Source organism: Methylocella silvestris (assembly GCF_002891535.1).
GTDB classification, from domain to species: domain Bacteria; phylum Pseudomonadota; class Alphaproteobacteria; order Rhizobiales; family Beijerinckiaceae; genus Methylocapsa; species Methylocapsa silvestris_A.
The window spans coordinates 180,945-201,817 of record NZ_PDZR01000003.1 but is presented as its reverse complement, the minus strand read 5'-3'; the positions used below and the strand labels follow the sequence as shown (position 1 = coordinate 201,817).

Sequence of the window (20,873 nt, the reverse complement as noted above, 5' to 3'; positions counted from 1 at the left end):
CTTATTGCCCACCTCCGCCTCCCATGCCGCTGGACCCGGAGTCGTTGCCGCCGCTCCCGGTCAGGCTTTGAATAATGATCGGAGAAAGGGTCGGCGCCTTGGCGCCGAGCAACTTAGGGTTCTGGTATCGATCGATTGCGCCGACCATGCGCTGGCCGTTTGCCGGAATGCGCCGGTTGCCGACATTGCGCGGCCAAGGGTCGATGATGTGAGTCGTCGCATTCACATCTCTTGCATCGCCAGAAACGACGGATGCGCGATCGATCCGTTGAAAATAATATCCGAATTCGTCCCAAAATGGATCGTCCCGCATCGCTTCACGAGCAGGCGGCGGGGCGAAGCAATGACACTGCCAACGGGCGTCCTGGGCCAGCGCGCTGCTACAGGCAGACAGAATCATGAGGCCAATCAAGCCGCATTGTTTCGCAATACGCGCGTTCTCTAGCATCGCGCCGCTCCCTACCTCGGTTCAAGGGGCATTATATAACCATAAGGACCGTTCAACCCCCCGCCCGACGTCACATAGTCGGTATATTGCTTGCGGAGTTCGGGACGTCCCATCACGAAAAAGTCGACGTCATTGGCTGGCAGGGTTTTGTCAAAGGGCGTCGCGAGGACCTGCCCCGGCGCCGCCGGCGCGACGAGATGAGGCGTGACGATCACCACGAGATCGGTCTCATTTTGTTGGTAGGACTTGCTGCTGAACAAGGCGCCGAGAACTGGCACGGAACCGAGCCACGGAATTTGGTTCACATCGTGCGTGCTATCCGACTGGAGAAGGCCAGCGATGGCGAAGCTCTGACCGTCGCGGAGTTCGATGGTCGTACGCGCTTCCCGCTTGGTAATCGACGGGATCGCAAAGCCAGAGGTCACCACGGTATTCTTGTAATCCAATTCGCTGACGGAAGGGTTCAGGCGCAGATTGATGATCCCGCTGGCGAGAACGGTAGGAATGAAAGTCAACTGTACGCCGTAGGGGTAATATTGTGTGGTGACGACGGGCGTCGTTCCGGAGGAGGACTGCACAGAGGGCACGGGATATTCGCCGCCGGCGAGAAAGCTCGCCGTGTCGCCGGAAAGCGCGATGAGGTCCGGCTCCGCGAGCCGGCGCGCCTGACCTTTTTTTTCCAGGGCTGAGATGAGAACGTCAACGTTGCCGCCGGCGAGTTTGATCAATCCGACACCGAACGGCAAGGCGCCTGTGGCCCCTGCGAGCCCGCCCGGCACCAATGTCCCTACCGCATTGAACACGGGAATGCCGCCAGCCGTTGGGGTCAGACTTTGACCGACTTGAGAGGCGCCGCTGCCGCCATTTCCAGTGTTGACGCCGGCGGTTTGAGTTTTATTTGCCGCGCCGAACCAGTTTACTCCGATGTCGCGCTCCGCGATGCGACTTACTTCTACGAATCGGACTCTCAGCAACACCTGCTGCGAGGCGGCAACGCTCATGGCGTTAATGACGAACTTGCCAGGATCGTCCGGTGGCTTTCCATCAGCGGTCGTGACCATTGATTTGGCGATTGACATCGCCCGGTCCGCATCCACGGCATTTCTCGCTTCGCCGCTCAAGACGATCTGGTCGTTGCTGCTAGAGACCTTGATCCCACGGCTCTCAGTGCCGGAACGAACTTTCGCTGCGATGTTCTGGACATCAATCGTCACTTCGAGATCAATTACGCTGATCAGCTTCTTGTCCTTGTCGAAGATGGATACATTAGTCGTTCCGACTCTCTTCCCCTGGATGTAGAGCACGCGATCCGACATAGGCAGGACGTCGGCGATGTCAGCCGAACCGACGACAGCCGAAGCAAACGGCGTATCCAACCGGAATGTGCGGGACTTGAAGCGTGTCACCGCAACGCGCCGCGCTTGCGCGGGCTCGTACTGCACGGTGCTTCCGGCCTGCGCATTCGCTGGCTGGGTTTCGGCCAACCCCATGCCGGTCGCCAAGAGAGCCGCGGCGAACACCGCGGTGATTTGGGGGCGCGGCAGTCGTAGATCTGCCGTCGACGCAGCCTGGCAGCGCGCGGCATGGTTGACGTCCTCCAGTCCGTTCAGCATGCGCCATGCCTTTCAGTCTCTTCAGACCACTGACCCAAGATGGATTGGCGACAAATGTGGGGTGAAAAAACGCGTGCTCTCGTTGACGCGTCGCTAATAGGCAAAGATCGGCGCGCTCGAGCGAAGCTGCCGGCAAATTTACGATGCGGCGCTGGATCGAAAGCGCCCCGATAGTCTCGGCCGACAATTTTGTCGGCCCAAACCACGAACTTAGCCATTCATGTAGGAGATCAGATTTGAATACTTCGTATTTCGTAGTCGCGAAAACGGGAAGTCAATTTATGATAGAAGAAAGTTAAACTCTGGTAAAATTATGACGATTTTTCGTTAAAGCCGGCTTGAGCTTCACGATATTAAGTTGGCGACGGGCTGATTTCAGCGCCCCTGGCTGCGCCTCAAACGAGAACGCGCCAGATAATCTTTTCGTAAGCGACCCAATACGTCCAAAATTCGAAAACGAAAGCAGATCTCATTGGATCTAATGCGACATCCCGCCCCGGAACATGTCGATCAATCGCAGGGCCGCCGGTCCGCCGACGATCAAAAAAAGCGTCGGCAGAATGAAAAGCATAACTGGAATAGTCATGAGCGCTGGCAGCCGGTTTGCGCGTTCCTCCAGCAGAGTCATTTGGTCGTTGCGCATTTCGGTCGCCCCCACGCGTAGCGACTGGGCGAGCGGCGTGCCATAGCGCAAGCTTTGTGAAATCATGCTGACGACGGACTTGACGGTTGGGACGTTCACGCGATCCGCCAGGTTGGCAAGCGCCTGCTCGCGACTTGGCAGAATATTAATTTCCGCCCAGGTCAGCGTAAGCTCGTCAGCCAGCGCTGGCTGAGAATTCTTGAGCTCCTGGGCGACCCGTTGAAGGGCGTCTTCGAGCGAGAGGCCGGCCTCCACGCACACAACCAGCAGTTCGAGCGCGTCGGGAAGACCGGCTGCGACGGCCTTGGTTCGCCGCCGCACCCCAAAAGCAATGAAGATGGCGGGCAATATCCAGCCAAATGCAGTCGCCGCCAGCGCCGCCAGGAGCGGCGTCAACAATGAACCCGCCAGGATCGAAACACGCCCGGCAAATATCAACGTCAGCACGCCGAAGCTTGCGGCAATGCCCAACCTCGCCACGCTGAAATAAAGAAGGGCTTGGTGGGCGGGCGTCTGAAGCCTGGAAAACAGCCACACCACCTGGCGCCGCTCCGCTGGCGACAGGCTCAATGCGAGGAGGGGGGGCGCTCGCGCCGCCGCCGGATGCATCTCCGGTTCGTCGTCGCTCGACGCATTGGAGATTGGGGGTTGAAGCCTGTCCACGCGCCGCGCCACCAGATCCCTACGCGTGCGATGGCTCGAGGCGATCAGGGCCGCGCCACCGATAACAAGCGCAATGACGCCCAACGGCGCCATCAGGTCTCGAACCGTCGCCAATCGCCAAAGCAGTGAGTCCGACATGAATTTCCTCAGGTCAATTTCATGCGGCGGTCACTCCGCGCATGATCATTCGCATTGAAAGATACGCCAGCAACAGCAAGCCGGCCGCGGTCATGAGGATCACGGGACCGCGCGGATCGGTCCACAAAGGCGCCAAATAGCCGGGCTGCAAGACGAATAACGCGGCCGAAGTCAGAACCGGTATTCCGCCAAGCGCATAAGCTGTGACGCGAATTTCTCCGGTCGCGGCTTTGGCCTTGAGGCGCAACGCGCGGCGCTTCCTGACGATTTGCGCAAGAGTTTCCAGCGTTGCCGTCAGATTGCCCCCGGTGGAGTACTGCAAAGCGACGGCCACGGCGAAAAAGCGGAAATCTGCAAGCCCAATTTTCTGGCTGCTCGCGTCCAGCGTCTGCTCGATTGGAACGCCAATCTTCAACTCGTCAGCGATCATTGCAAATACCGTACTGACCGGCACCGTCCCTTCGGAGGCGATGGTTCGCACCGCAGCCGTGATCGGCAAACCCGCCCGAATCATCCGGGCTACGGTGTCGACGGCGTCTGGAAATAGATCCATGAATTGGCGCTCGGCCTTCTTCTGCCTGCGCGCCAGGAGCAGGCGCGGCCCCAAATAGGATGCAAAGAAGGCCATGCCGGCTGCGAGCACTCGCGAAAAGCCCAATATATTGTGAGACAAGGCCCACGCGCCGCCGGCCGACGCGACAGCTATCACAACCAGTGCAAGCGAGCTGGCCTGCATTGCCCAGGTATGCTCGATTCCGATCGTAAATATGCGTCTTGCCTGCGCGTCGAATTTTTTGGTTCGGGTTTTAACCAACTCGGCGAGCGTGTCGGCCGGGAGTTGTCTGTTCTCGGAAATAGCGACGAGGTTCAAACGCCTGGCCATCTCCGCAGCCGCGCTTCGGCTAATAACAAGACCGACCGCTATCGCTGTGGCGCCAAAAAGAAGCGTAATCAGCGCCAGCGGACCGAAAGGCAGCATGGTTTAATCCTCGAGTGTTTTTTCGTCCGCGCCAAGCGTCTGCAGAAACACCGAACCCAACCCAAAATACTCGAGCCGCGGAAGAAACCGCGGTCGGCACTTTGTCGCCTCAAAATAGCCTTTGAGGCTACCGTCTGGGTTTTCACCCTGGAATTTGTATTTAAACAGGGTTCCAAGCGTGATCACATCCCCCTCGAGCCCGACAACCTCCATGACCTCAGTGACGCGCCGAACGCCGTCTCGCATGCGCTCGGTCTGCACCACGAGGTCAATTGCGCTCGCGATCTGAGCTCGAATCGCCCTTATCGGCAAGTTGCCGACGCCCATCAAGATCATGTTTTCGATACGCGCCAGCGCATCGCGAGCGGTGTTCGAATGAACCGTTGACATGGAGCCATTATGTCCCGTGTTCATAGCCTGCATCATGTCGAACGCTTCCGAACCGCGCACCTCGCCCATTATGATGCGGTCTGGCCGCATCCGGAGCGCGTTGCGCATAAGATCCCTCTGGTTGATTTCGCCGCGCCCCTCGATGTTCTGCGGCCGCGTCTCCAATTGAACGACGTGAACCTGCTGAAGCTGAAGTTCAGCCGCATCCTCGATGGTGATGATGCGCTCGCCGTGGTCGATCATGCGCGAAAGAGAATTGAGCATGGTCGTTTTGCCCGAGCCGGTGCCCCCGGAGACGATAATATTCAGACGGCAACGCGCAGCGATTTCAAGCGCCTGGGCGAGCTCTGGCGAGACCGTGCCGCTTGCGATGAAACTATTGAAATCTAGACTGGTCTTTGAGAATTTGCGGATCGATACGCAGGGACCCTTCAGGCTGAGCGGCGGAATAATGACATTGACGCGGCTTCCGTCTTGTAATCTTGCGTCGAGCATGGGGCTGGATTCATCGATACGTCGTCCGATCGAAGATGCGATGCGCTGGGCGACGTGCAGGACATGGGCGTCGTTTCGGAACTGTAGATTTGTCAGCTCAAGCTTGCCGCGCCGCTCTACGTAGATCATGCGTGGTCCGTTGACGAGGATATCGGCTACGGTTCGGTCACGCAAAAGCGGCTCGATCGGGCCAAGCCCGACCATCTCGTCGACGATGCTCGTCGCGAGCGTGTGCTGCTCATCGTGGTTCAGAAGAAATTTTCGTTCATTCGCGATTTCGGCGACCAGTTGGTTAACAAAGATCGCGAGCTCCTGATTGCTGATCCGCACCGCGACCAGGGGCTCGATGCGCTTAAAGATCTGGTCTCGAATGAATTCCTTAGCGGCGGCTATGTTGGATCTCGCGGCGATCGTTGCGCCGCTTCCGCTCGCCGATTCCGTCAAGGCCGCTTGCTCGGGATGCGAGGTCGGAGAGTCACCCTTATTTTTTCGGCCAAAGCTGCCCATGTTCAACCAAAGATCCGGCTAAGTATCGAACGCGGCGCCTGCGCGGGCTCTCCCATCAAGTCATGCAGCAACCGGACTATGCCCTGGTTCAGCGAGGCGCATTTCTGCGTGGCCTTTATCCCCAAGCTTGAAGCGACCGCGATTTCGCGATCATAGGGAATAGTGATGTCGGGGCTCTGGCCAGCCGCACGAATGAACTCCGCCTCCGGCAAGCTGCCTGGAGCTCCGCTCATGTTGACGATAAGCAATGTTCTGCGCTCGGGTGTGTTCGCTCCGATCTGCACACGCCAGCGCGCCACTTCGCGCGCTGACGCCAAACTACCGTCGCTGACCAACAGACAGGCGCTTGGCTGGTGCAGAACTCGGTTCAAGCCTATTGCCAAGCTGACCGGCAAGTCAACGAAAACGAAGCGATATCGTTGCTGCAGCTTTGTTAACAACGACAGAACGGCATCTTCGCTTATCGCGAAGGGTTCTCCGAGCGATTCGAGAGAAGCCAGCAGGTCCAGGCGCTCGGCCGCATGAATCCTTCCGCGTTCAATGAAGAGCTTGTCGACGCGCTCGGGTTTTTCGAACGCCTCGCGGAGCGCGTGGCTGGGAGCGGCGTCAAGCTGAAGCGCCGCGTCCCCACTATAAAGGTCAAGATCAACCAGCATAACCCAGCGCTGCCGTATTTCCGCCAGATACCAGGCCGCGTTGGCGGCGATCGTCGTCGCCCCGACGCCACCGCGCAGACCGAGAACGAATATGAGCTTGGCCGTTCGCGGGGTCGCCCGCTTATCATCCCCGGTCAAGACATTGTTGCAGATGCGCTTAACGACATCGCGCACCAGCGGTTTAAAGAAATATTCTACGACGCCTGCGTTCCTCAGGTTGCGATAGAGGATGATATCGTTGCGATCGCCAATCACGACCACGCCAACATCTGGTTCGCACCGTTCAGCAAGTTCATCGATGCGTAAGACGGGGTCGGCGACGCCGCTGATGTCGACAATCAGCAGCTTCGGGCTCGTCTGCGTGGCGAGCGCGGCGGCGGCGGTTACGACGTCTCCCGCTACGAACTCGGCGTCATTGACGCCAAGATCATCGAGGGCTTGGCGAATTACGCCCTCCGAATCGAGATCGGACACGAAAATCTTCGCATTTGGCGTCCCTGAACGAGATGAGGTCATGATGTGCGATCGCTCACGATGTTATTCATTAAGCGCCTCCCTTGGCGGCGTGCCGGACGGCGATTGCGAAATCTGACCCGGCGCCCCAGCTGGAGCACGATAGCGTGACAAAGCGGGTGGAGGGCGCCGAACCGAACATTCGAGCGGGCCCGCTGCAGACTTTTCGCAAGGCAATGGCGCCGATGGCGGCGTCGGCTGGGGCTCTGTCTTCGCCAAGGTTGGCGGCGCCGGGGCGAATCGCTTGAGAGCCGGCGAAACGTCGGACGCCCAAAGCGGTTTCGCTACTTGTTCGTCTTCAATCTGGACGTCGCTGGAGCCCATAAGCGGTCGCACCGCGAGCTGAAATTTGCCGAGCTGCGCGGCGACCAGAAGCGTCTCCGCTTGACGCTCAAACAATTCGAGCGTGACCGTCTTCGGAATACGGGAGTCTGCGCCAAGCGCGGTGTGCTCGGCGACCGTACTCAGTTGCGCATCGAGCGATTGATCAACAGCGACTATCCGCACATTAGAAAGCACCGTTTCGCTGACTGTTCTGCGCCCGATATCGATTTTATCGCCGAAGTCCTGCGTTAAAATCACGTCGACGTAGTCTCCTGGCAAGACCAGCCCTGCGCCGCTCTGCGCCGCATCGACGGAGACGGACAAGGCGCGGCGTCCGGGCTTAAGTACGGCGGCCAGAAATCGCCGATCATTGGGTTTGACAAGGTCGCTCGCGATCAGCGCTTCGCCAGCGGCGAAACCGCGCCGGGTAATCGCGCCGAAGAATTCCGTCTCCGAAACCTGGCCCCGCATGAGATTTCCGGCCTGAACCCCTGCGGCTCCGACGTCCTTCCAGCCGATATCGTCGCTCCGCAGCAACGCGCCCGCAGGAATGGCTTGCGTCGCCGACAATATTGCCTGTTCGATTCCAGCCGGGCTTACGGCCGGGCCTGTGACTTCGACCTCCCGATTTCTCAGCTGACCCACCCACGCGATGCAGAGCCCGATGCCCGCAATCACGAAGACGGCGCCTAAAACGACCAAGAGTTTGCGGAACAGCATCAAATGAACTCTCTTGCCATGTATGCAATGACGCCGCCCAGGATAGCCAGCGCATAGGGCAACGAATCGCCTGCGGCGATCCGGGCGTGCTCCGTCTTGACCAGTCGAGCAAGTCTGCTCACAGGTGGGGCAAATCCCGCTTCTGCTGCCTGAGACACGGTTATTCCCCTGAACGCATGATGCGCGGCGAGATACATGCAGCTGAGCACGCCTCCGGCCAACGCGATGTCGATGAGCAGCACGGGCGCCTGATTAGGCGGAACAAGCAGCGTGACGGCGCTGATCATTTTCACGTCGCCACCGCCAATCAGATTCCAATGGGCGAGAAAGCCTAGCCCAATTAATGTGCCGGCGGCCGCGAGCAGGCTGACCCAGGCAAGACCAGGTCTTGTCGCTATGCACTGCGCAACGCCAATCGCGGCGACAATCACAACGTATTCGTTCGGAATAATCCGATCCTTCAAATCTCTTGTAGCGCTGGCGAAAAGAATGATAAGAGCCGCCGCCCAAGGGAGTGCGTAAATGAAAGGAAGGTTCATGAACGTTCTTGCCGCGATTTCCTTGCATCTAACAGATGACCTGATCGATTGCTGTTTCGTTTTCCAACGTGGAGGCTCGTCAACCAGACCGCAAGGCAACCCTCAACACGGCGTCCGATTGCGACTCCCTGGCGACAGACTGACGTTCAAACGACTAGGGGGCGACCACCTTCCCCGCGACGTAGGCGAAGACAGCGCTTAACTTCGTTCCAACAAGCGTCACCGCCGCGATGATCGCGAGCGCGATCAGGGCGGCGATGAGGCCATATTCGATCGCGGTGACGCCACGCTTGGAGTCGAGCCTAAAATAGCGGACTACGCTTGATGCTAAGTTGCGCGTTTGATCCCCCTTTTTTGAATGGCTGGAGAAACGATCGCCGCCTCGTGCAACGCCATTGCGAGCGCCGTCACCACACGCCGGGAATAAGGCGCGGCGTCAGCCGAGCATATGCGGCATATTCCGGAAAGGCCTTCAGCAGGACCTTTTCCTCGATCTGCATGCGCCGAATCTGCACGGCGACATGAGCCGCGAGGAGCGGCAGCGCGGCGAACCAGGCATATTGCAACAGTATGCCCGCGATCGCGGCCTCCTCCACCAAATAAAGCGGATGCCGGACGATGGCGTAAGGGCCGTTGGTGACAAGCTTCCGCGCCTGGGGCGTAAGACTGAATGACCGGCCCAGGAACAGCAGCGTGTAAATCATCAGCGACTCGCTGAAGATGAGAACCGCCGCTGACGCCACATTTAGCGCGGGCAGTTCGGGGCCGCGCGGCAGCAGGGGAATCAACCATGCGCCATAGCTGCCGGCCAGCGCCAGCAGCGCGGGTCCGAACCCGTTGGCGCGACTTACCGGATCGGGCCGTATCAACATGATACAGCAGATGATCGCGTAGAAGAGAACGATGCACCCTTCCGAAACCAAAGCCGCCCAAGCGCCCTGACTCGGCTGGCCGCTCGCGATGTCTCCAATCAGCGTGGCGACGCCCGTGAAGGACGCCGCGCCCAAAACGAGAAACCAGGCGACGGCGCAAAGGCGAATGAATAGCGCGGAGGCGCGTCCAGCTGTAAGCTCCGCCCGCATGGTGCGCCAAGCCGACCAAGGTTCGGACGACGGCATCGGCCAGGTTCTCCATGAGCAGCCTCGACTAAATTGCCAAAAAGCGGATTATGAAAGCTCAAACCTGATCGCTGCCGAAAAATCCGCGCGCCGGCGCGCCGAAAGCCTACGGGGCGACCACCTTGCCCGCGACATAGGTGAACAAACCGGCGAGGTTGGTGCCAACAAGCGTCACGGCGACGATTATCGCAATGGCGATCAAGGACGCGATCAGCCCATATTCGATTGCGGTGACGCCCTGTTCCGAGTCGATAGAAAGCCAGCTAACGATATTCTTGTAAAATCCGCTCATCGGGGTTCCCTTCATTATTTCAAACATACCGACGAGCGGACGCTCCAACCCGGCGCTGCTTAATCACATCATCGTACTAATAAGTGCGCGTTATCTTCAAATATTAATTGGCATATTATTTCACAAGAGCCTAGAATTATTTATATTCTGCTGAGCTTAAGCACGCCAATGGTAGTATTGTTAAAGCTAATACACGCTTCAACTTCTATTACACGCCGGGGTTGCGTGCGGGCGCTCAAGTTGGCGCCTGGCAAAGCGTTACGGCGCCGGAACGAAGCTGGCACGGCGGCGCTGGAATTCGGGCTGGCGACCCCCCTTCTGCTTATTCTGATCGCGGGAGTTACCGAGATCGGCCTCGCCGTTTATCAGGGGATGCAGGTAAGCGCCGCCGTCGAAGCGGGCATGATGTATGCGGCCAAGAACGGATGGAGTTCCTCCGGCATCGCCAGCGCGGTGGTGAGCGCCAGTGGAGCAACCGGCCTCACCGCAACGCCGGCGCCATCGCAATTCTGCGGCTGTCCGGCAGCTACTGGCATCACGGCGACGACCTGCACGTCAACATGCGCCAACGGCTATGCGCCAGGACAATATATTCAGATCAATGCGGCGCTTGCGCATCAAACCATTCTGTCCAATTTGGGGCTGCCGCTGCCGGCGACGTTAACCGCCACGTCGCTCTTCAGGCAGAACTGAGCAATGACGCCGATTCGGAAGTCGAAAGGTGTAGCGGCTTCGCAGGGTACGGCCGCCATCGAATTCGGCTTGATCCTGCCGGTGCTCCTCCTGTTCCTCATCGGCATTATGGATATGGGACGAATGCTCTGGGCCAATACGACGCTCAACTGGGCCGCTCAGTCGGCGGCGCGTTGCGCTGCGGTCAACAGCACGCTCTGCGGCTCGGCCAGCCAGATTCAGAGTTACGCCGTCGCGCAGGCATGGGGCGTCACCGTCCTGCCCGCCGCATTCTCCGTGACATATCCCTCATGCGGCGTGCAGGTAGCTGCGACGTACACGTTCCAGTTTATAATCCCGTGGCCGGGAACCACTGCGCCGTTCGGGAGCGGAAACACCACCACGCTCGGCGCGACAGCTTGCAACATTCTGCAGCATTAAGGCCGGAGTTTGACGTCGCGTCACTCGACGAGCGTGTTTCCAGCGGCGCCAATTCCGACAACGCCGGTCGGACAATTGTTCTGGAACTGTGATCCGCCCGTGAGCGTGATCGTGGCGGCGATCAATTGTGTGCAGGCGGAAGCATTGCCGGAGCCGTTCTGAAAACTGACCTGCTGCGTGGGAAGATAGATGGCGCCATTGACGGTGAGGGCGGTCCCGCCGGTCACCGTGTTGAAGTTGGAGGCTGGAGCATTGCGATCGCCAAAAACGGCAATCCCCGCCGTTGCGCCACTTGTCGGCGCGCTGAGATTGACGGTCGCGCCATTGCTGAAGCTGAGATTGGCGTAACTGCTGCCCGTGCTTTTGGTGAGAATGATCGTCACCCCCGTCGCCGTCAGCGACACGCCCCCCACAACATTGAACGTTCCCCGGTCGATGAAGTAAACGCCGGGCGTCATTGTCGCGGATCCGTAATTGAACGAAATGCCGAGGCAGTAGACGCCCGGACCGATCGTCTGGTTGTTTCCCTGAACCTGCTTCGCGGTGCCGCCGCCGCAGCCCGTCGGCATGGTCGGCATGACCACGCTGGCATAGGGATCTGCGGTATTCGCCTGTGAGGTTTTCAATCCGCTGGCGGGAATCACCGCCGCGCCGCCGGTGATTGAAGAACCGCCGACGACGGATACGGAGACCGCATTCAGCTGTGCGCCGCCGGTCAATGATAGCGCGGCCGCCCTTGTTGAATCGACCGAAAGACCGCAGGCGGAAAGATTGGCTGTCGCCCCATTATTCATGATGAACTGGCCGGAAGCGCCAAGCTGCAGCACGCAAGAGGTGGTCGTGCCGCGCGTCGCCACGGCGCGCGCGCCAACCGTAAAGAGTCCGCTGACGAACAGACTGACCATGCTGAGCGTCTGAGGCTGACTGACGATCACTTCCACCGCGGAAGCATTATTCGCCGCGGAGCCGGTCGTCGGCGGATTATTGACCGCGACGGTTACGCCGGCGGCGCCGTCGACAAAGCCGAGGAAACTCGAAATCCCGCGTGCTTCCACCCCCGGGGCGGGATGGCCGCTTTGAAGCGCTACGGCCCCACCGAGCGCGGCCGAGTCCGCGACCGCCTGCATCTGAAGTTTTTTATAGAGCAGAAAAGAGATTTCCGTTCCTAGCGCAACCATTCCGATGACGACGGGAAGCGCAAGTCCAATCATGATCGCGACGGCGCCGCGCCGGTCAAGGCTAAACCTTCGCCCAAACGCGGCAATCCCGACAAATCGTCTTCGCATCAAATCCAAAAGCCTACACCTGATGCGCTCCGCCAGGCGAAGCCACCCTTAAGGATCTCGTTGATCGAATGTTTGTGCTCGATATCTGCATACAGCTAAATAGGACTGTCGTCACTTTCTGTAGCGTGAACTGCCAAGGTCGCGTCATCCGTGCGGAGAAGACATGGCGAAAGAACGTTGAAGCTTGGGCGAAGAGACCGGTCGATGAGCCATGGCTGGAAATCGGGGTTGGCGTCAAGGACGAAGACCATATCCCCGGTTTCAAGATAACCTCCAAGGGCCCTCAAGGACGGCAAGGCGCCTGGTCGCCCTGTCCCCTTTCCTTCCCTCCCGACAATCGCGGCGATCGACGTCACGAAGTAGCTTTTAGGATAAAAAGTTATAACAACAATATAGGAATGCCCCGTTTCATCGTGTCGGGCACTCCCATCTCTCTCCATTTAGCTGCGGCGCGGACGCCGAGCGACGGCGCCGATGACCCGCCGATCTCGTTCCCAGACTTGCTGCTTAGGCTCGGAGGGGGACAACAATTCCGCCGTTCCGCAATTCGTCGCAGCGATTGGCCCAATCGGTCATCATGGCGACCCGCTCGCTCCAGTAGTCTGCGCGGTGATAGGCGCGACGGACGGTGTCGTTTTCGACGTGCGCCAATTGAACTTCAATGGCGTCGGCGTTCCATTTGCCGCTTTCGTTCAAAATTGTGCTGGCGACAGCGCGAAATCCATGACCGCTCATGTCGGTCTTGGTGAACCCCATGCGTCGAAGCGCAGCATTGATGGTGTTTTCGCTCATGCACCGAGAGGCGGATCGAACCGAGGGAAACACCAGCCGTCCGTGTCCCGTGATGGTGCGCAATTCCTGAATAATGACGATGGCTTGCGGCGCAAGCGGCGCCCGGTGAGGGCGGCGCATCTTCATACGAGCGCCAGGAATCGCCCATTCTGCCTTGTCAATGTCGAATTCACTCCACTCCGCGAACCGCAACTCTCCCTGACGCACGAATGTTAGTGCCAATAATTGCATAGCGGCCCGAACCTCCGGCGAGCCGTCGTAGTCGTCGATCGCACGAAGGAGGCCGCCAAAGGCTTTCGAATTGGTCAGCGCGGCTCGATGGGTCACTTTCGGCGCGGTCAAGGCTCCCCGGAGTGCAAATGTCGGATCGACATCCGCTCGTCCGCTGGCGACGGCATAACGAAAGCATTCGCCGATCCTTGAGCGCAGGCGTCTGGCGGTTTCATGCCGACCGCGACTTTCGACACTACGGAGCACGGCAAGAACTTCTGGCGCCGTGATCGTCCCTATGGGGCGACCGCCCAAACTAGGCCGTGCGAATTCGAGGAGCCATCGCACCTTCTCGAGGGTCGCCGGCGCCAGGCCTTCTCGGCCCTTCTTTGCCAATAACTCGTCGGCGATGACGGCGAAAGTGTTAGCCGCGGCGTTGGCCTTCGTCCGAGACATAGACTTTTTTTGTTGGCCTGGGTGAAGGCCTGCCGTCAGAAGCTGCTTGGCTGCATCCTTCTTTTCGCGCGCATTCTTAAGACCAACGGCTGGGTAAGGTCCAAGGCTGAGCTTCAGCTGCTTGCCGCCGAACCGGTAAGCCATGTTCGAGAGCTTCGAACCGGAAGGCGTCACCCAAAGCTGCAGGCCGCCGCCGTCGGACAGCTTAAGTGTGCGGCCTTCTTGAGATTTCGCGGCTCGAATCGCGGCGTCTGTGAGGGCCATTGTTGGCCTCATCCTGCTGATAGCTTCGCCTAGGCCAACAAATGAGGCGGATGTCAATGAACAAAATGGGATTATGTTGGACGCTAACCGCAAACTTCTTCAGCATATTCGACGATGCTTGGTCAAATTAGGATGGCATTGGCGGTCGATTTGGTGCCGGCTGCAGGAGTCGAACCCGCGACCTTCTCATTACAAATGAGTTGCTCTACCAACTGAGCTAAGCCGGCGTTTTTTGGCAGCAGCATTGATCGGCGCTTGCTCATCCGAGCGGCGTTCGTCGCTGCTTCCGATGCTGCGCGCAATCCTTTGTCTCGATCCCCTATCGCCATTGTTCGCGCATGATGTCATTAAACCGGCGAGGGAACCGGCGGCTCCGGCCCTCGCCCGACGCAAAATGACAAGGGCCGAGGCCAAAGCCAAGCGACCGCTTTTGGCGCAATCCTCTAGCAGCGGCGCGGCGCGTTGGCAAACGGCGCCGCATTTGCCGCTCGAGCGCTTCTTTAGCTTTCACCGCCTCGCGCAACCCCATGCTTGGAGCGAGCCGATCGGAACACGGGCTCCAGGTCGATGGCGCGCGGCGGCGCCACGCTTACCAATTATTAGGCGGATTGACCTAATGTCGCCGCGAATAGGCGAAATAAGGTAAGCCTTAAGGCAACGGCCGCTGCGGCGGCAAGGCGGAGACATTCATGCCGAACCATCTGGGTAAGACGATCAGGCTTTGTTTGGCGTCGAGCGTCCTCGCCGCATCCTTTGTCGCGGCGATCAGCGTTCCAGCGCAGGCCGACGACGCCGGCGCAGTCGCGGCAGGTCTGCTCGGCGGCCTCGCCGTCGGCGCCATTGCCGGCAACGCCATCGCAAATTCCGCGCCGCCGCCGCCCGCCTATTACGCTCCTGCTTACGGCTACCCGCCGCCGCCGCCGCGCTGCTGGCTTGAGCCGCAAGCGGTGTGGGACGGCTACGCCTATGTCTACCGTCGCGTCCGCGTCTGCGAATAATCCCGCCCGTCCATATCTTTGGATTGACTGACATCCAAAGTCATCGTGGCCGCCCGCCCCGGCCGCAACATCAGCGGCCGCTCGCGCGGCCGCTTTGCGTTGCGCCGCGACGCGTTCAGTCGCCGGCGGTGATGTCGCGGTCCTTCGTCTCCGGCACAAAGGCGACGCCGATCACAAAACAAGCGAGCGCGATCGCCATCGGATACCACAGCCCGTAAAGACTATCGCCCGTTTCCGCGACCATCGCGAAGGCGGTGGCAGGCAGCAGGCCGCCGAACCAGCCGTTGCCGATGTGATAGGGCAGCGACAGCGAGGTGTAGCGGATCCGGGTCGGAAACAATTCGACCAGCGCCGCCGCGATCGGCCCATAGACCATCGCGACATATAGCACCAAAAGAAACAACAGGCCGATGAGCTTCGCGACCTGCGGCCGAAAGACGTCAAGGGCGTTCGCCATCCGCACGCGCGTTGCGTCGTCGCTTCGCGGATAGCCGGCCTGCTCCAGCGCGCCGAGGAGATTGCGATCCAGTTGCGCGCGCGCCGCCTGAGGGTCGGCGACGTCCGCCGCGGCAAAAACATCGATCTGCCGCGATTCGATTGCGATCCGCGCCGGCTTGCCCACGGGGGCCATCTCGCGCGCATATTTAATGGAATGGCTCGCCAGGAGGTCACGCGCGATATCGCAGGATGTCGCCGCTTTGCGCGTGTCGACCGGGTTGAACAGATTGCCGCAATCGGCGGGATCGGCGATCACTTGGACCGAGATCTTTTGGTAGGCGGCGTTGAGAGCCGGATTGGCGATCGCCGTGATGCGATCGAAGATCGGCATATAGGTCGCCGCGGCGATCAGGCAGCCAAACATGATAATCGGCTTGCGCCCGATTCTGTCCGAGAGCCAGCCAAACAACACGAAGAATCCCGCGCCGAGCGCCATCGCCCAGATGAGCAGCAAGCTCGCCGTAAAATTGTCGATCCGCAGCGTCTGCTGCATGAAAGACAACGCATAGAACTGCCCCGTATACCAGATGACGCCCTGCCCCATTGTGAGGCCGAACAGAGCGAGCAGCACGATTCGCGCATTGGCCCAATTGCCGAAGGCGTCCTTCAGCGGCGCGCGCGAGGCGGTCCCATCCGCCTTGATCTTCGCAAAAGCCGGGGATTCATTGAGCTGGAGGCGTATCCACAAGGAAACGCCAAGCAGCCCGACCGAGAGAAGGAATGGAATCCGCCAGCCGAAGCTGACGAAATTCGCCTCGCCGAAGATCGCCTTCGTGACGAGGATCACGATGAGCGATGACATGAGCCCGAGCGTTGCTGTCGCCTGAATGAAGGAGGTGAACAGGCCCCGGCGCCGTTGCGGCGCATGTTCGGCGACGAAAATCGCCGCCCCGCCATATTCGCCGCCGATCGCCAGGCCCTGCAACAGCCGTGTCGCAATCAAAAGGACCGGCGCGGCTGCCCCAATCACGCCATAGCCGGGCACGAGCCCGATGACAAAGGTGGAAAAGCCCATGATGAGGATGGTCAGCAGGAAGGTATATTTGCGGCCGACGAGATCGCCAAGGCGCCCGAACACCAGGCCGCCCAACGGACGCACGAGGAACCCCGCCGCAAAGGCGATCAACACGAAAAGATCCGCCGTCGCCTCGTCGAACTGGCCGAAGAACTGGGCGCCTATGATGCCGGCCAGCGAAACATAGAGATAGAAGTCATACCATTCGAAGATCGTGCCGAGACAAGAGGCGAAGATGAGCTTCTTGTCGACGGCGGTGATGCGTCGCGGCCCGGCGCTGTCCGCTTCCGATACCGAGGCTATCGCCATGTTGATCCTGGCTGTTGGCCGCGTTGCGGCGCCGGTCGCGCCATCCTGCGCGCCCTTTGGGCCGGCGCGTGGACGGTTCAACTCTCGCGCAAAGGAAATGGCCGCCCGGCATGTTTGTCAATCCGGAAGACGGCGCAGGCTGAAGATGGCGTCGGCCTCGCGGCGTCAAGCCGCCGGCGGACTATATTTCGGGTCTTCCCGTTTCATCGCGGCGCCATCTGTCGAGCACGGAACAACAAAAAAGAATGGCGCCTCCCCACAATCCCGGCTTCCAGTCAGCGAAGGCGTAGAGCTTTTTACCGCCGACGCCGGTCCAGGGCGCCCGCCAGACGAGATTCGGTTTGCCGGTCCTCGCGCTCAATGCGTCGAGCGCGCGCTCGATTTTGCGCTCATCGGGACCGTTTGCTTGAAGCGTGGCCAGCGACTCGGCGATCTCCTGCGCGTTGCGCGGCTTGCGCTCCGAATTGATCAATCGCGCCAGGACCTCACGCAGATCATCGGGAGCGAGGTAGGGAACATCGGACAGATCGCCAACGCCCTCGATCTGGTTGCGCCGCACGAGATCGGTGAGGATGGCGGCCTCGATAAAGTCGAGCGCCCGTTTGCGGATGCCGCCGACGCCCGGAAGCAGCGCGAGCGAGAGCAACCATCCAAGGACGCCTTTGACATTGTTCTGAAGGAGAACGGGCGCGATGGCGCCGAACCGCCCGGCGATCCGCTTTTGCAACGCATCGAAGTCGCGCCGCGACATGCTCGGCCAGCACGGCAGTTCGACGGTTTTCGCGGCTGTGCCAAACAGCGGCAGCAGGCGATAATTCCGCTCCTTCTCCCCGGCCTTCTCCTCCTTCGTCTCGGCCGCCGCGAAGTTTTCCTTCACGCCCTCCGGCCAACAGGCGATGCGCTCGTTGGCAGCCGGCACGGCAAAAGTCCCTTTGAGGAATTGCTGGCAGTTGCGGCGACCGAGCTGGAAGTCATGATCGCGGAAGGACAAGGCGACGAAGCCGCCAAAGCCGCCGAGAAGTCCGCTGGCGATCGGATAGCGATCGACCGTGTCGTCGGCCTCGACGCGGCGCGGCGCGATCAGATAGCGGCTGCCATGATCGGGGTTGGCGGCGAGCGCGAGTTCGCTCGGCTTGAAGCGCGCCTGATCGACGAGGGACGGAACCAGCGCCGCGGCGATGCTGAAAACATCGGCTGTTGGCTTCCCGGCGGCCAGCGGCGGCTTGTTCGGCGGGAAAGGCGAAATCATGATGACCGCGCGATCAACTGTTTTGAGACAGAAATCGATGCGCGCCGAAAGATCATCGGGCTTCAAGGCGAATCTGGCATATTCGAAGGGATCATTGTCGATCGTGCCGCCGTCTGCCGTCATGAATGGAAAATCGACGAGGCCCGCCGACCAGGCCGGCTCGATTTGCCGGCACTCGGCGAGGGCGTCATCGGGAAAGCGCCGGAAGGCGCCGGCGTCAGCGCCGTCATATTCCTTGGAGAGGGCGTGGATCTGCCGCGGCGCGAGTCCGACCGGAAAGGCGGCGGAAGCGAGCGCGCAGATCGTGAAATCCTTCCATTGCTTATTGGGACGGCCGTCCGCCAAGGATTGGGCGTCGATGTCGCGGCCGAGGTCGCCATCCGAGAAGCGGCTCGACGTTTGCCACCCGCCGAGCCCGGTTACCGCGTAATGCACGCGGTCCCCATGCGAGAGCATTTGATAGTCGCCGCCCTCGAACAGCACTTGATAGGGCACGCCGCGCAGATTGGTCAGCGTCAGATAAATATGAAGCCTGGCCGAAACGAAAGCGCGCGGCGGCCGCACCGCTCCGACGTCGAGGGCGGATTTGGCGATGCCATCGAGCAGCCTTGCATTCAGCAAGGAGACGGCGCTCGCCGGCCATTGCGCCGCCTTGGCGATTCCGGACGTTGCGGAATAATCATCATCGTCGCTAAATGGTGTTCCGTCGATGTCGGTACTGGTCAGGAAATCCGGCAATTTCGGATCTCCGGCGTCGAGAGTCGGCTTGACCACCCATGTCTCGTAGAGCTTCGGCAGATAATATTTGGTTCGGAGCTTCGTTTCCGGATCGAAATAGACCGGCTGTTGATTCTGATCCGCCAAGGCGACGGCGCCCACGGCGGCGGTTATGGCGCCGGCCGATGCGCCCGAGATCACCTTGAGGCCAACGAAGTGATTGGGAATCTTTGCCGGATCGACGCCGGGAATTTTACCCTCGCGCGCGAGTTCCCATTGGTCGAGCGCCTCGATGAGAAAATCGAACACGCCGGCGGTATAAGCGCCGGCGGAGATCGCGCCGGACATGGTAAGGCCCAGTTGAAATTCAGGCCGGTCCTCGGGCTGCGCCATGGCTTCCTCCAAATGCATAAAGAATAATTCTTGTCGTTATAAAGTAGTGTCTTATCATTTAGCGTCTTCTATAAATAACTATAACGTAAATTATACAATAAGCGTTCGCATCGCAATATACATTGAGATCGTCGCCAAGCCTACCCCGCCGACTGGCGGCCCCAGGACGCGAGGAGCGGCGGGACGTAGCGGCCAATTCCCCGGCCAAGCTGGCGCGCCGCCAACAGACCCGCGAAAAACGAAGCGTTGATCGCGAAAATGCGCGCGACAACGGCCGGCGCGAAGGCGTCAGGACCGGATGGCAGCACAGCCGACGCTGCAAACAGCACGCTCTCGAAGGACGCAAAAGCGGCGAAAAAAGCAAGCCCCATCGCGACCGGCCGGACGCCAGTTTGTCGGAACGCAATCGAAGCGGCGAAGGCCGCGGTCAGCGCGGCGAGCCCCAGCGCCGCGCCCCACGCAAAACTCCCGGCGGTCGCCGGATAGCCGAGCAGCAGAAAGCCGACCAACTGGTTTGCGAGCCAGGCCGCGCCGGCAAGGGTCATCGCGAAACGGCGAGGCGCCGTCAATCCAGCGAAGGCGGCGAAACCCGCGAAGGGAGCCGCGCAGGCGAAGGAGAGGCTGAACATAGCGCTAAGGGCGGCGGCAAGGCCGATCCAAGCAGCGGGGCCTGCAACGCCAAAGTTTTCGGCCTGGGATTTAAGAGCGTCTGGACGCATAAAATCTCCGCTTCGTTTGTGCCCCGCCGCGGATCGGCAATCAGATGAAGCTTCCTCGGCCCAGCTTGCGGCGAGCAAAGTATCGCTCCGCGCGAAAGGCGGCGCAAGAGCGAGATGGTCGACACAGCGCCCGCGCGCCATGCGCGATCCCGCACGCCAGCTTCCGGATCAGGCTGCTACCTTGCCCAAAACGATCTTCGACAACGCCGGCCGAATGGATCGCCGCGGCGGAAAGGAGAGGCGCATGTTGATGGACTCGGATCAGAAAAAGAAACATCCAGACCTTTATTACTGGCTGTTTTATGATCTCTCCAATCTGAAGAAAACCAAGCCGAAGGTCTATCGCGCCTATGCGAGCCGCAGCGCCGGATCGGACGGCTTGAGCTGGGGCGATCCGCCCTACATCAAGGTCGATAGCGATCGAGAGGTCTGTGAAGACATGGGCGAAGAAAAGATCGGCGACAATCTCTACCGGCGCAAAATGCAGGTCAACTGGTATGGCCTCACCGTGCCCTACGAGGGCGTGGACAAGATCTTGATCGCCAGCGATCTCGTCGGCAATGCAGGCAATGATCCGGAACGCGACATCGTCCTCGAAGCGACGATCCTGCACGAGCTGATCCACTGGAACCGCAGGCACGCGGGCCTTGACGTGTTCGACGAGCGGCCGAGCTACGCCTTTGAAGAAGAGGCCTATGGCAAGCGCATTCTGCGCACCTGGGAAAGCTGCTATTCGCCACCCTATTATTACCTTGACGGAAAAGGGCCGAAATAGCGCGCGCCTCGCGCGGCCTATCGGATATGACGCCCATCATG

General features: G+C 60.0%; 19 protein-coding genes, 1 tRNA gene and 1 pseudogene. 4 read left to right on the top strand and 17 right to left on the bottom strand.

Going from position 1 to position 20,873, the window contains the following annotated elements; translation table 11 throughout:
- Position 1: 1 nt before the first annotated feature.
- The 11 genes and pseudogenes from CR492_RS05570 to CR492_RS05520 form a co-directional block, all read right to left on the bottom strand.
- Positions 2-448 carry a hypothetical protein gene (locus tag CR492_RS05570; RefSeq protein WP_102842742.1) on the bottom strand — a complete coding sequence of 149 codons (447 nt, stop codon included), beginning with the start codon at positions 446-448 and terminating at the stop codon, positions 2-4.
- Between the two features lie 11 nt (positions 449-459).
- Complete coding sequence (locus CR492_RS05565) at positions 460-2,061, bottom strand: type II and III secretion system protein family protein (protein ID WP_102842741.1); 1,602 nt, start codon at positions 2,059-2,061, stop codon at positions 460-462.
- Positions 2,062-2,539: 478 nt separating this feature from the next.
- A complete protein-coding gene (locus tag CR492_RS05560) occupies positions 2,540-3,505 on the bottom strand; it encodes a type II secretion system F family protein (protein ID WP_102842740.1) in 966 nt (321 codons plus the stop codon).
- Positions 3,506-3,524: 19 nt separating this feature from the next.
- Complete coding sequence (locus tag CR492_RS05555; protein WP_102842739.1) at positions 3,525-4,484, bottom strand: type II secretion system F family protein; 960 nt, start codon at positions 4,482-4,484, stop codon at positions 3,525-3,527.
- A 3-nt stretch (positions 4,485-4,487) separates the two neighbouring features.
- On the bottom strand, positions 4,488-5,813 hold the full coding sequence (locus tag CR492_RS05550) for a CpaF family protein (RefSeq protein ID WP_245411975.1): 1,326 nt from the start codon (positions 5,811-5,813) through the stop codon (positions 4,488-4,490).
- 65 nt (positions 5,814-5,878) lie between these two features.
- Positions 5,879-7,048 carry an AAA family ATPase gene (locus tag CR492_RS05545; RefSeq protein ID WP_102842737.1) on the bottom strand — a complete coding sequence of 390 codons (1,170 nt, stop codon included), beginning with the start codon at positions 7,046-7,048 and terminating at the stop codon, positions 5,879-5,881.
- A gap of 21 nt (positions 7,049-7,069) precedes the next feature.
- Positions 7,070-8,089 carry a Flp pilus assembly protein CpaB gene (gene cpaB, locus CR492_RS05540; protein WP_102842736.1) on the bottom strand — a complete coding sequence of 340 codons (1,020 nt, stop codon included), beginning with the start codon at positions 8,087-8,089 and terminating at the stop codon, positions 7,070-7,072.
- Positions 8,089-8,628 (bottom strand): A24 family peptidase, encoded by a 540-nt coding sequence (locus CR492_RS05535; protein ID WP_102842735.1) that lies wholly within the window; start codon positions 8,626-8,628, stop codon positions 8,089-8,091. Before CR492_RS05535 ends, cpaB begins: the two co-directional genes overlap by 1 nt.
- Before the next feature lie 154 nt (positions 8,629-8,782).
- Positions 8,783-8,914, bottom strand: a pseudogene (locus CR492_RS05530) (Flp family type IVb pilin); the annotation flags it as partial.
- Positions 8,915-9,035: 121 nt separating this feature from the next.
- Positions 9,036-9,635, bottom strand: a complete 600-nt coding sequence (locus tag CR492_RS05525) for a methyltransferase family protein (protein WP_180982437.1) — start codon at positions 9,633-9,635, stop codon at positions 9,036-9,038.
- Between the two features lie 217 nt (positions 9,636-9,852).
- On the bottom strand, positions 9,853-10,038 hold the full coding sequence (locus CR492_RS05520; protein ID WP_102842764.1) for a Flp family type IVb pilin: 186 nt from the start codon (positions 10,036-10,038) through the stop codon (positions 9,853-9,855).
- Between the two features lie 240 nt (positions 10,039-10,278).
- Between CR492_RS05520 and CR492_RS05515 the strand changes: the two genes are divergently transcribed.
- Together CR492_RS05515 and CR492_RS05510 are read left to right on the top strand one after the other, a co-directional pair.
- Positions 10,279-10,731: a TadE/TadG family type IV pilus assembly protein gene (locus CR492_RS05515; RefSeq protein WP_245411974.1), complete on the top strand. Its 453-nt coding sequence runs from the start codon at positions 10,279-10,281 to the stop codon at positions 10,729-10,731.
- A gap of 3 nt (positions 10,732-10,734) precedes the next feature.
- Positions 10,735-11,151: a TadE/TadG family type IV pilus assembly protein gene (locus tag CR492_RS05510; protein ID WP_102842732.1), complete on the top strand. Its 417-nt coding sequence runs from the start codon at positions 10,735-10,737 to the stop codon at positions 11,149-11,151.
- Positions 11,152-11,171: 20 nt separating this feature from the next.
- Here the strand turns inward: CR492_RS05510 and CR492_RS05505 are convergent, their stop codons facing one another.
- The 3 genes from CR492_RS05505 to CR492_RS05495 all read right to left on the bottom strand — a co-directional run bounded on the left by CR492_RS05505 (position 11,172) and on the right by CR492_RS05495 (position 14,386).
- Positions 11,172-12,437, bottom strand: coding sequence for a TadE/TadG family type IV pilus assembly protein (locus CR492_RS05505; protein ID WP_146030183.1), 1,266 nt, complete (start codon positions 12,435-12,437; stop codon positions 11,172-11,174).
- A 507-nt stretch (positions 12,438-12,944) separates the two neighbouring features.
- On the bottom strand, positions 12,945-14,159 hold the full coding sequence (locus tag CR492_RS05500; RefSeq protein ID WP_102842730.1) for a tyrosine-type recombinase/integrase: 1,215 nt from the start codon (positions 14,157-14,159) through the stop codon (positions 12,945-12,947).
- Positions 14,160-14,310: 151 nt separating this feature from the next.
- Positions 14,311-14,386 (bottom strand) — tRNA-Thr (locus CR492_RS05495).
- A 462-nt stretch (positions 14,387-14,848) separates the two neighbouring features.
- Here CR492_RS05495 and CR492_RS05490 point away from each other — a divergent pair.
- The gene (locus tag CR492_RS05490; protein WP_102842729.1) at positions 14,849-15,157 is read left to right on the top strand and encodes a hypothetical protein; all 309 of its coding nucleotides are present in this window, start codon (positions 14,849-14,851) and stop codon (positions 15,155-15,157) included.
- Positions 15,158-15,272: 115 nt separating this feature from the next.
- Here the strand turns inward: CR492_RS05490 and CR492_RS05485 are convergent, their stop codons facing one another.
- The 3 genes from CR492_RS05485 to CR492_RS05475 form a co-directional block, all read right to left on the bottom strand.
- Positions 15,273-16,979, bottom strand: coding sequence for an MFS transporter (locus CR492_RS05485; RefSeq protein WP_102842763.1), 1,707 nt, complete (start codon positions 16,977-16,979; stop codon positions 15,273-15,275).
- Between the two features lie 181 nt (positions 16,980-17,160).
- Complete coding sequence (locus CR492_RS05480; RefSeq protein WP_180982435.1) at positions 17,161-19,338, bottom strand: patatin-like phospholipase family protein; 2,178 nt, start codon at positions 19,336-19,338, stop codon at positions 17,161-17,163.
- Positions 19,339-19,478: 140 nt separating this feature from the next.
- The gene (locus tag CR492_RS05475) at positions 19,479-20,057 is read right to left on the bottom strand and encodes a hypothetical protein (RefSeq protein ID WP_146030182.1); all 579 of its coding nucleotides are present in this window, start codon (positions 20,055-20,057) and stop codon (positions 19,479-19,481) included.
- A 244-nt stretch (positions 20,058-20,301) separates the two neighbouring features.
- Here CR492_RS05475 and CR492_RS05470 point away from each other — a divergent pair, with 244 nt between their 5' ends.
- Positions 20,302-20,832 (top strand): hypothetical protein, encoded by a 531-nt coding sequence (locus CR492_RS05470; RefSeq protein ID WP_180982434.1) that lies wholly within the window; start codon positions 20,302-20,304, stop codon positions 20,830-20,832.
- The last annotated feature ends 41 nt before the right edge of the window (positions 20,833-20,873 follow it).

Bases quoted from the DNA above. Each gene is read 5' to 3' on its own strand.
- CR492_RS05565 (WP_102842741.1), bottom strand. From the start codon at position 2,061: ATGCTGAACGGACTGGAGGACGTCAACCATGCCGCGCGCTGCCAGGCT.
- cpaB (WP_102842736.1), bottom strand. From the start codon at position 8,089: ATGCTGTTCCGCAAACTCTTGGTCGTTTTAGGCGCCGTCTTCGTGATT.
- CR492_RS05480 (WP_180982435.1), bottom strand. From the start codon at position 19,338: ATGGCGCAGCCCGAGGACCGGCCTGAATTTCAACTGGGCCTTACCATG.
- CR492_RS05510 (WP_102842732.1), top strand. From the start codon at position 10,735: ATGACGCCGATTCGGAAGTCGAAAGGTGTAGCGGCTTCGCAGGGTACG.
- CR492_RS05490 (WP_102842729.1), top strand. From the start codon at position 14,849: ATGCCGAACCATCTGGGTAAGACGATCAGGCTTTGTTTGGCGTCGAGC.
- CR492_RS05475 (WP_146030182.1), bottom strand. From the start codon at position 20,057: ATGCGTCCAGACGCTCTTAAATCCCAGGCCGAAAACTTTGGCGTTGCA.
- CR492_RS05505 (WP_146030183.1), bottom strand. From the start codon at position 12,437: ATGCGAAGACGATTTGTCGGGATTGCCGCGTTTGGGCGAAGGTTTAGC.
- CR492_RS05535 (WP_102842735.1), bottom strand. From the start codon at position 8,628: ATGAACCTTCCTTTCATTTACGCACTCCCTTGGGCGGCGGCTCTTATC.
- CR492_RS05500 (WP_102842730.1), bottom strand. From the start codon at position 14,159: ATGGCCCTCACAGACGCCGCGATTCGAGCCGCGAAATCTCAAGAAGGC.
- CR492_RS05520 (WP_102842764.1), bottom strand. From the start codon at position 10,038: ATGAGCGGATTTTACAAGAATATCGTTAGCTGGCTTTCTATCGACTCG.
- CR492_RS05570 (WP_102842742.1), bottom strand. From the start codon at position 448: ATGCTAGAGAACGCGCGTATTGCGAAACAATGCGGCTTGATTGGCCTC.
- CR492_RS05555 (WP_102842739.1), bottom strand. From the start codon at position 4,484: ATGCTGCCTTTCGGTCCGCTGGCGCTGATTACGCTTCTTTTTGGCGCC.
- CR492_RS05470 (WP_180982434.1), top strand. From the start codon at position 20,302: ATGTTGATGGACTCGGATCAGAAAAAGAAACATCCAGACCTTTATTAC.
- CR492_RS05545 (WP_102842737.1), bottom strand. From the start codon at position 7,048: ATGACCTCATCTCGTTCAGGGACGCCAAATGCGAAGATTTTCGTGTCC.
- CR492_RS05485 (WP_102842763.1), bottom strand. From the start codon at position 16,979: ATGGCGATAGCCTCGGTATCGGAAGCGGACAGCGCCGGGCCGCGACGC.
- CR492_RS05560 (WP_102842740.1), bottom strand. From the start codon at position 3,505: ATGTCGGACTCACTGCTTTGGCGATTGGCGACGGTTCGAGACCTGATG.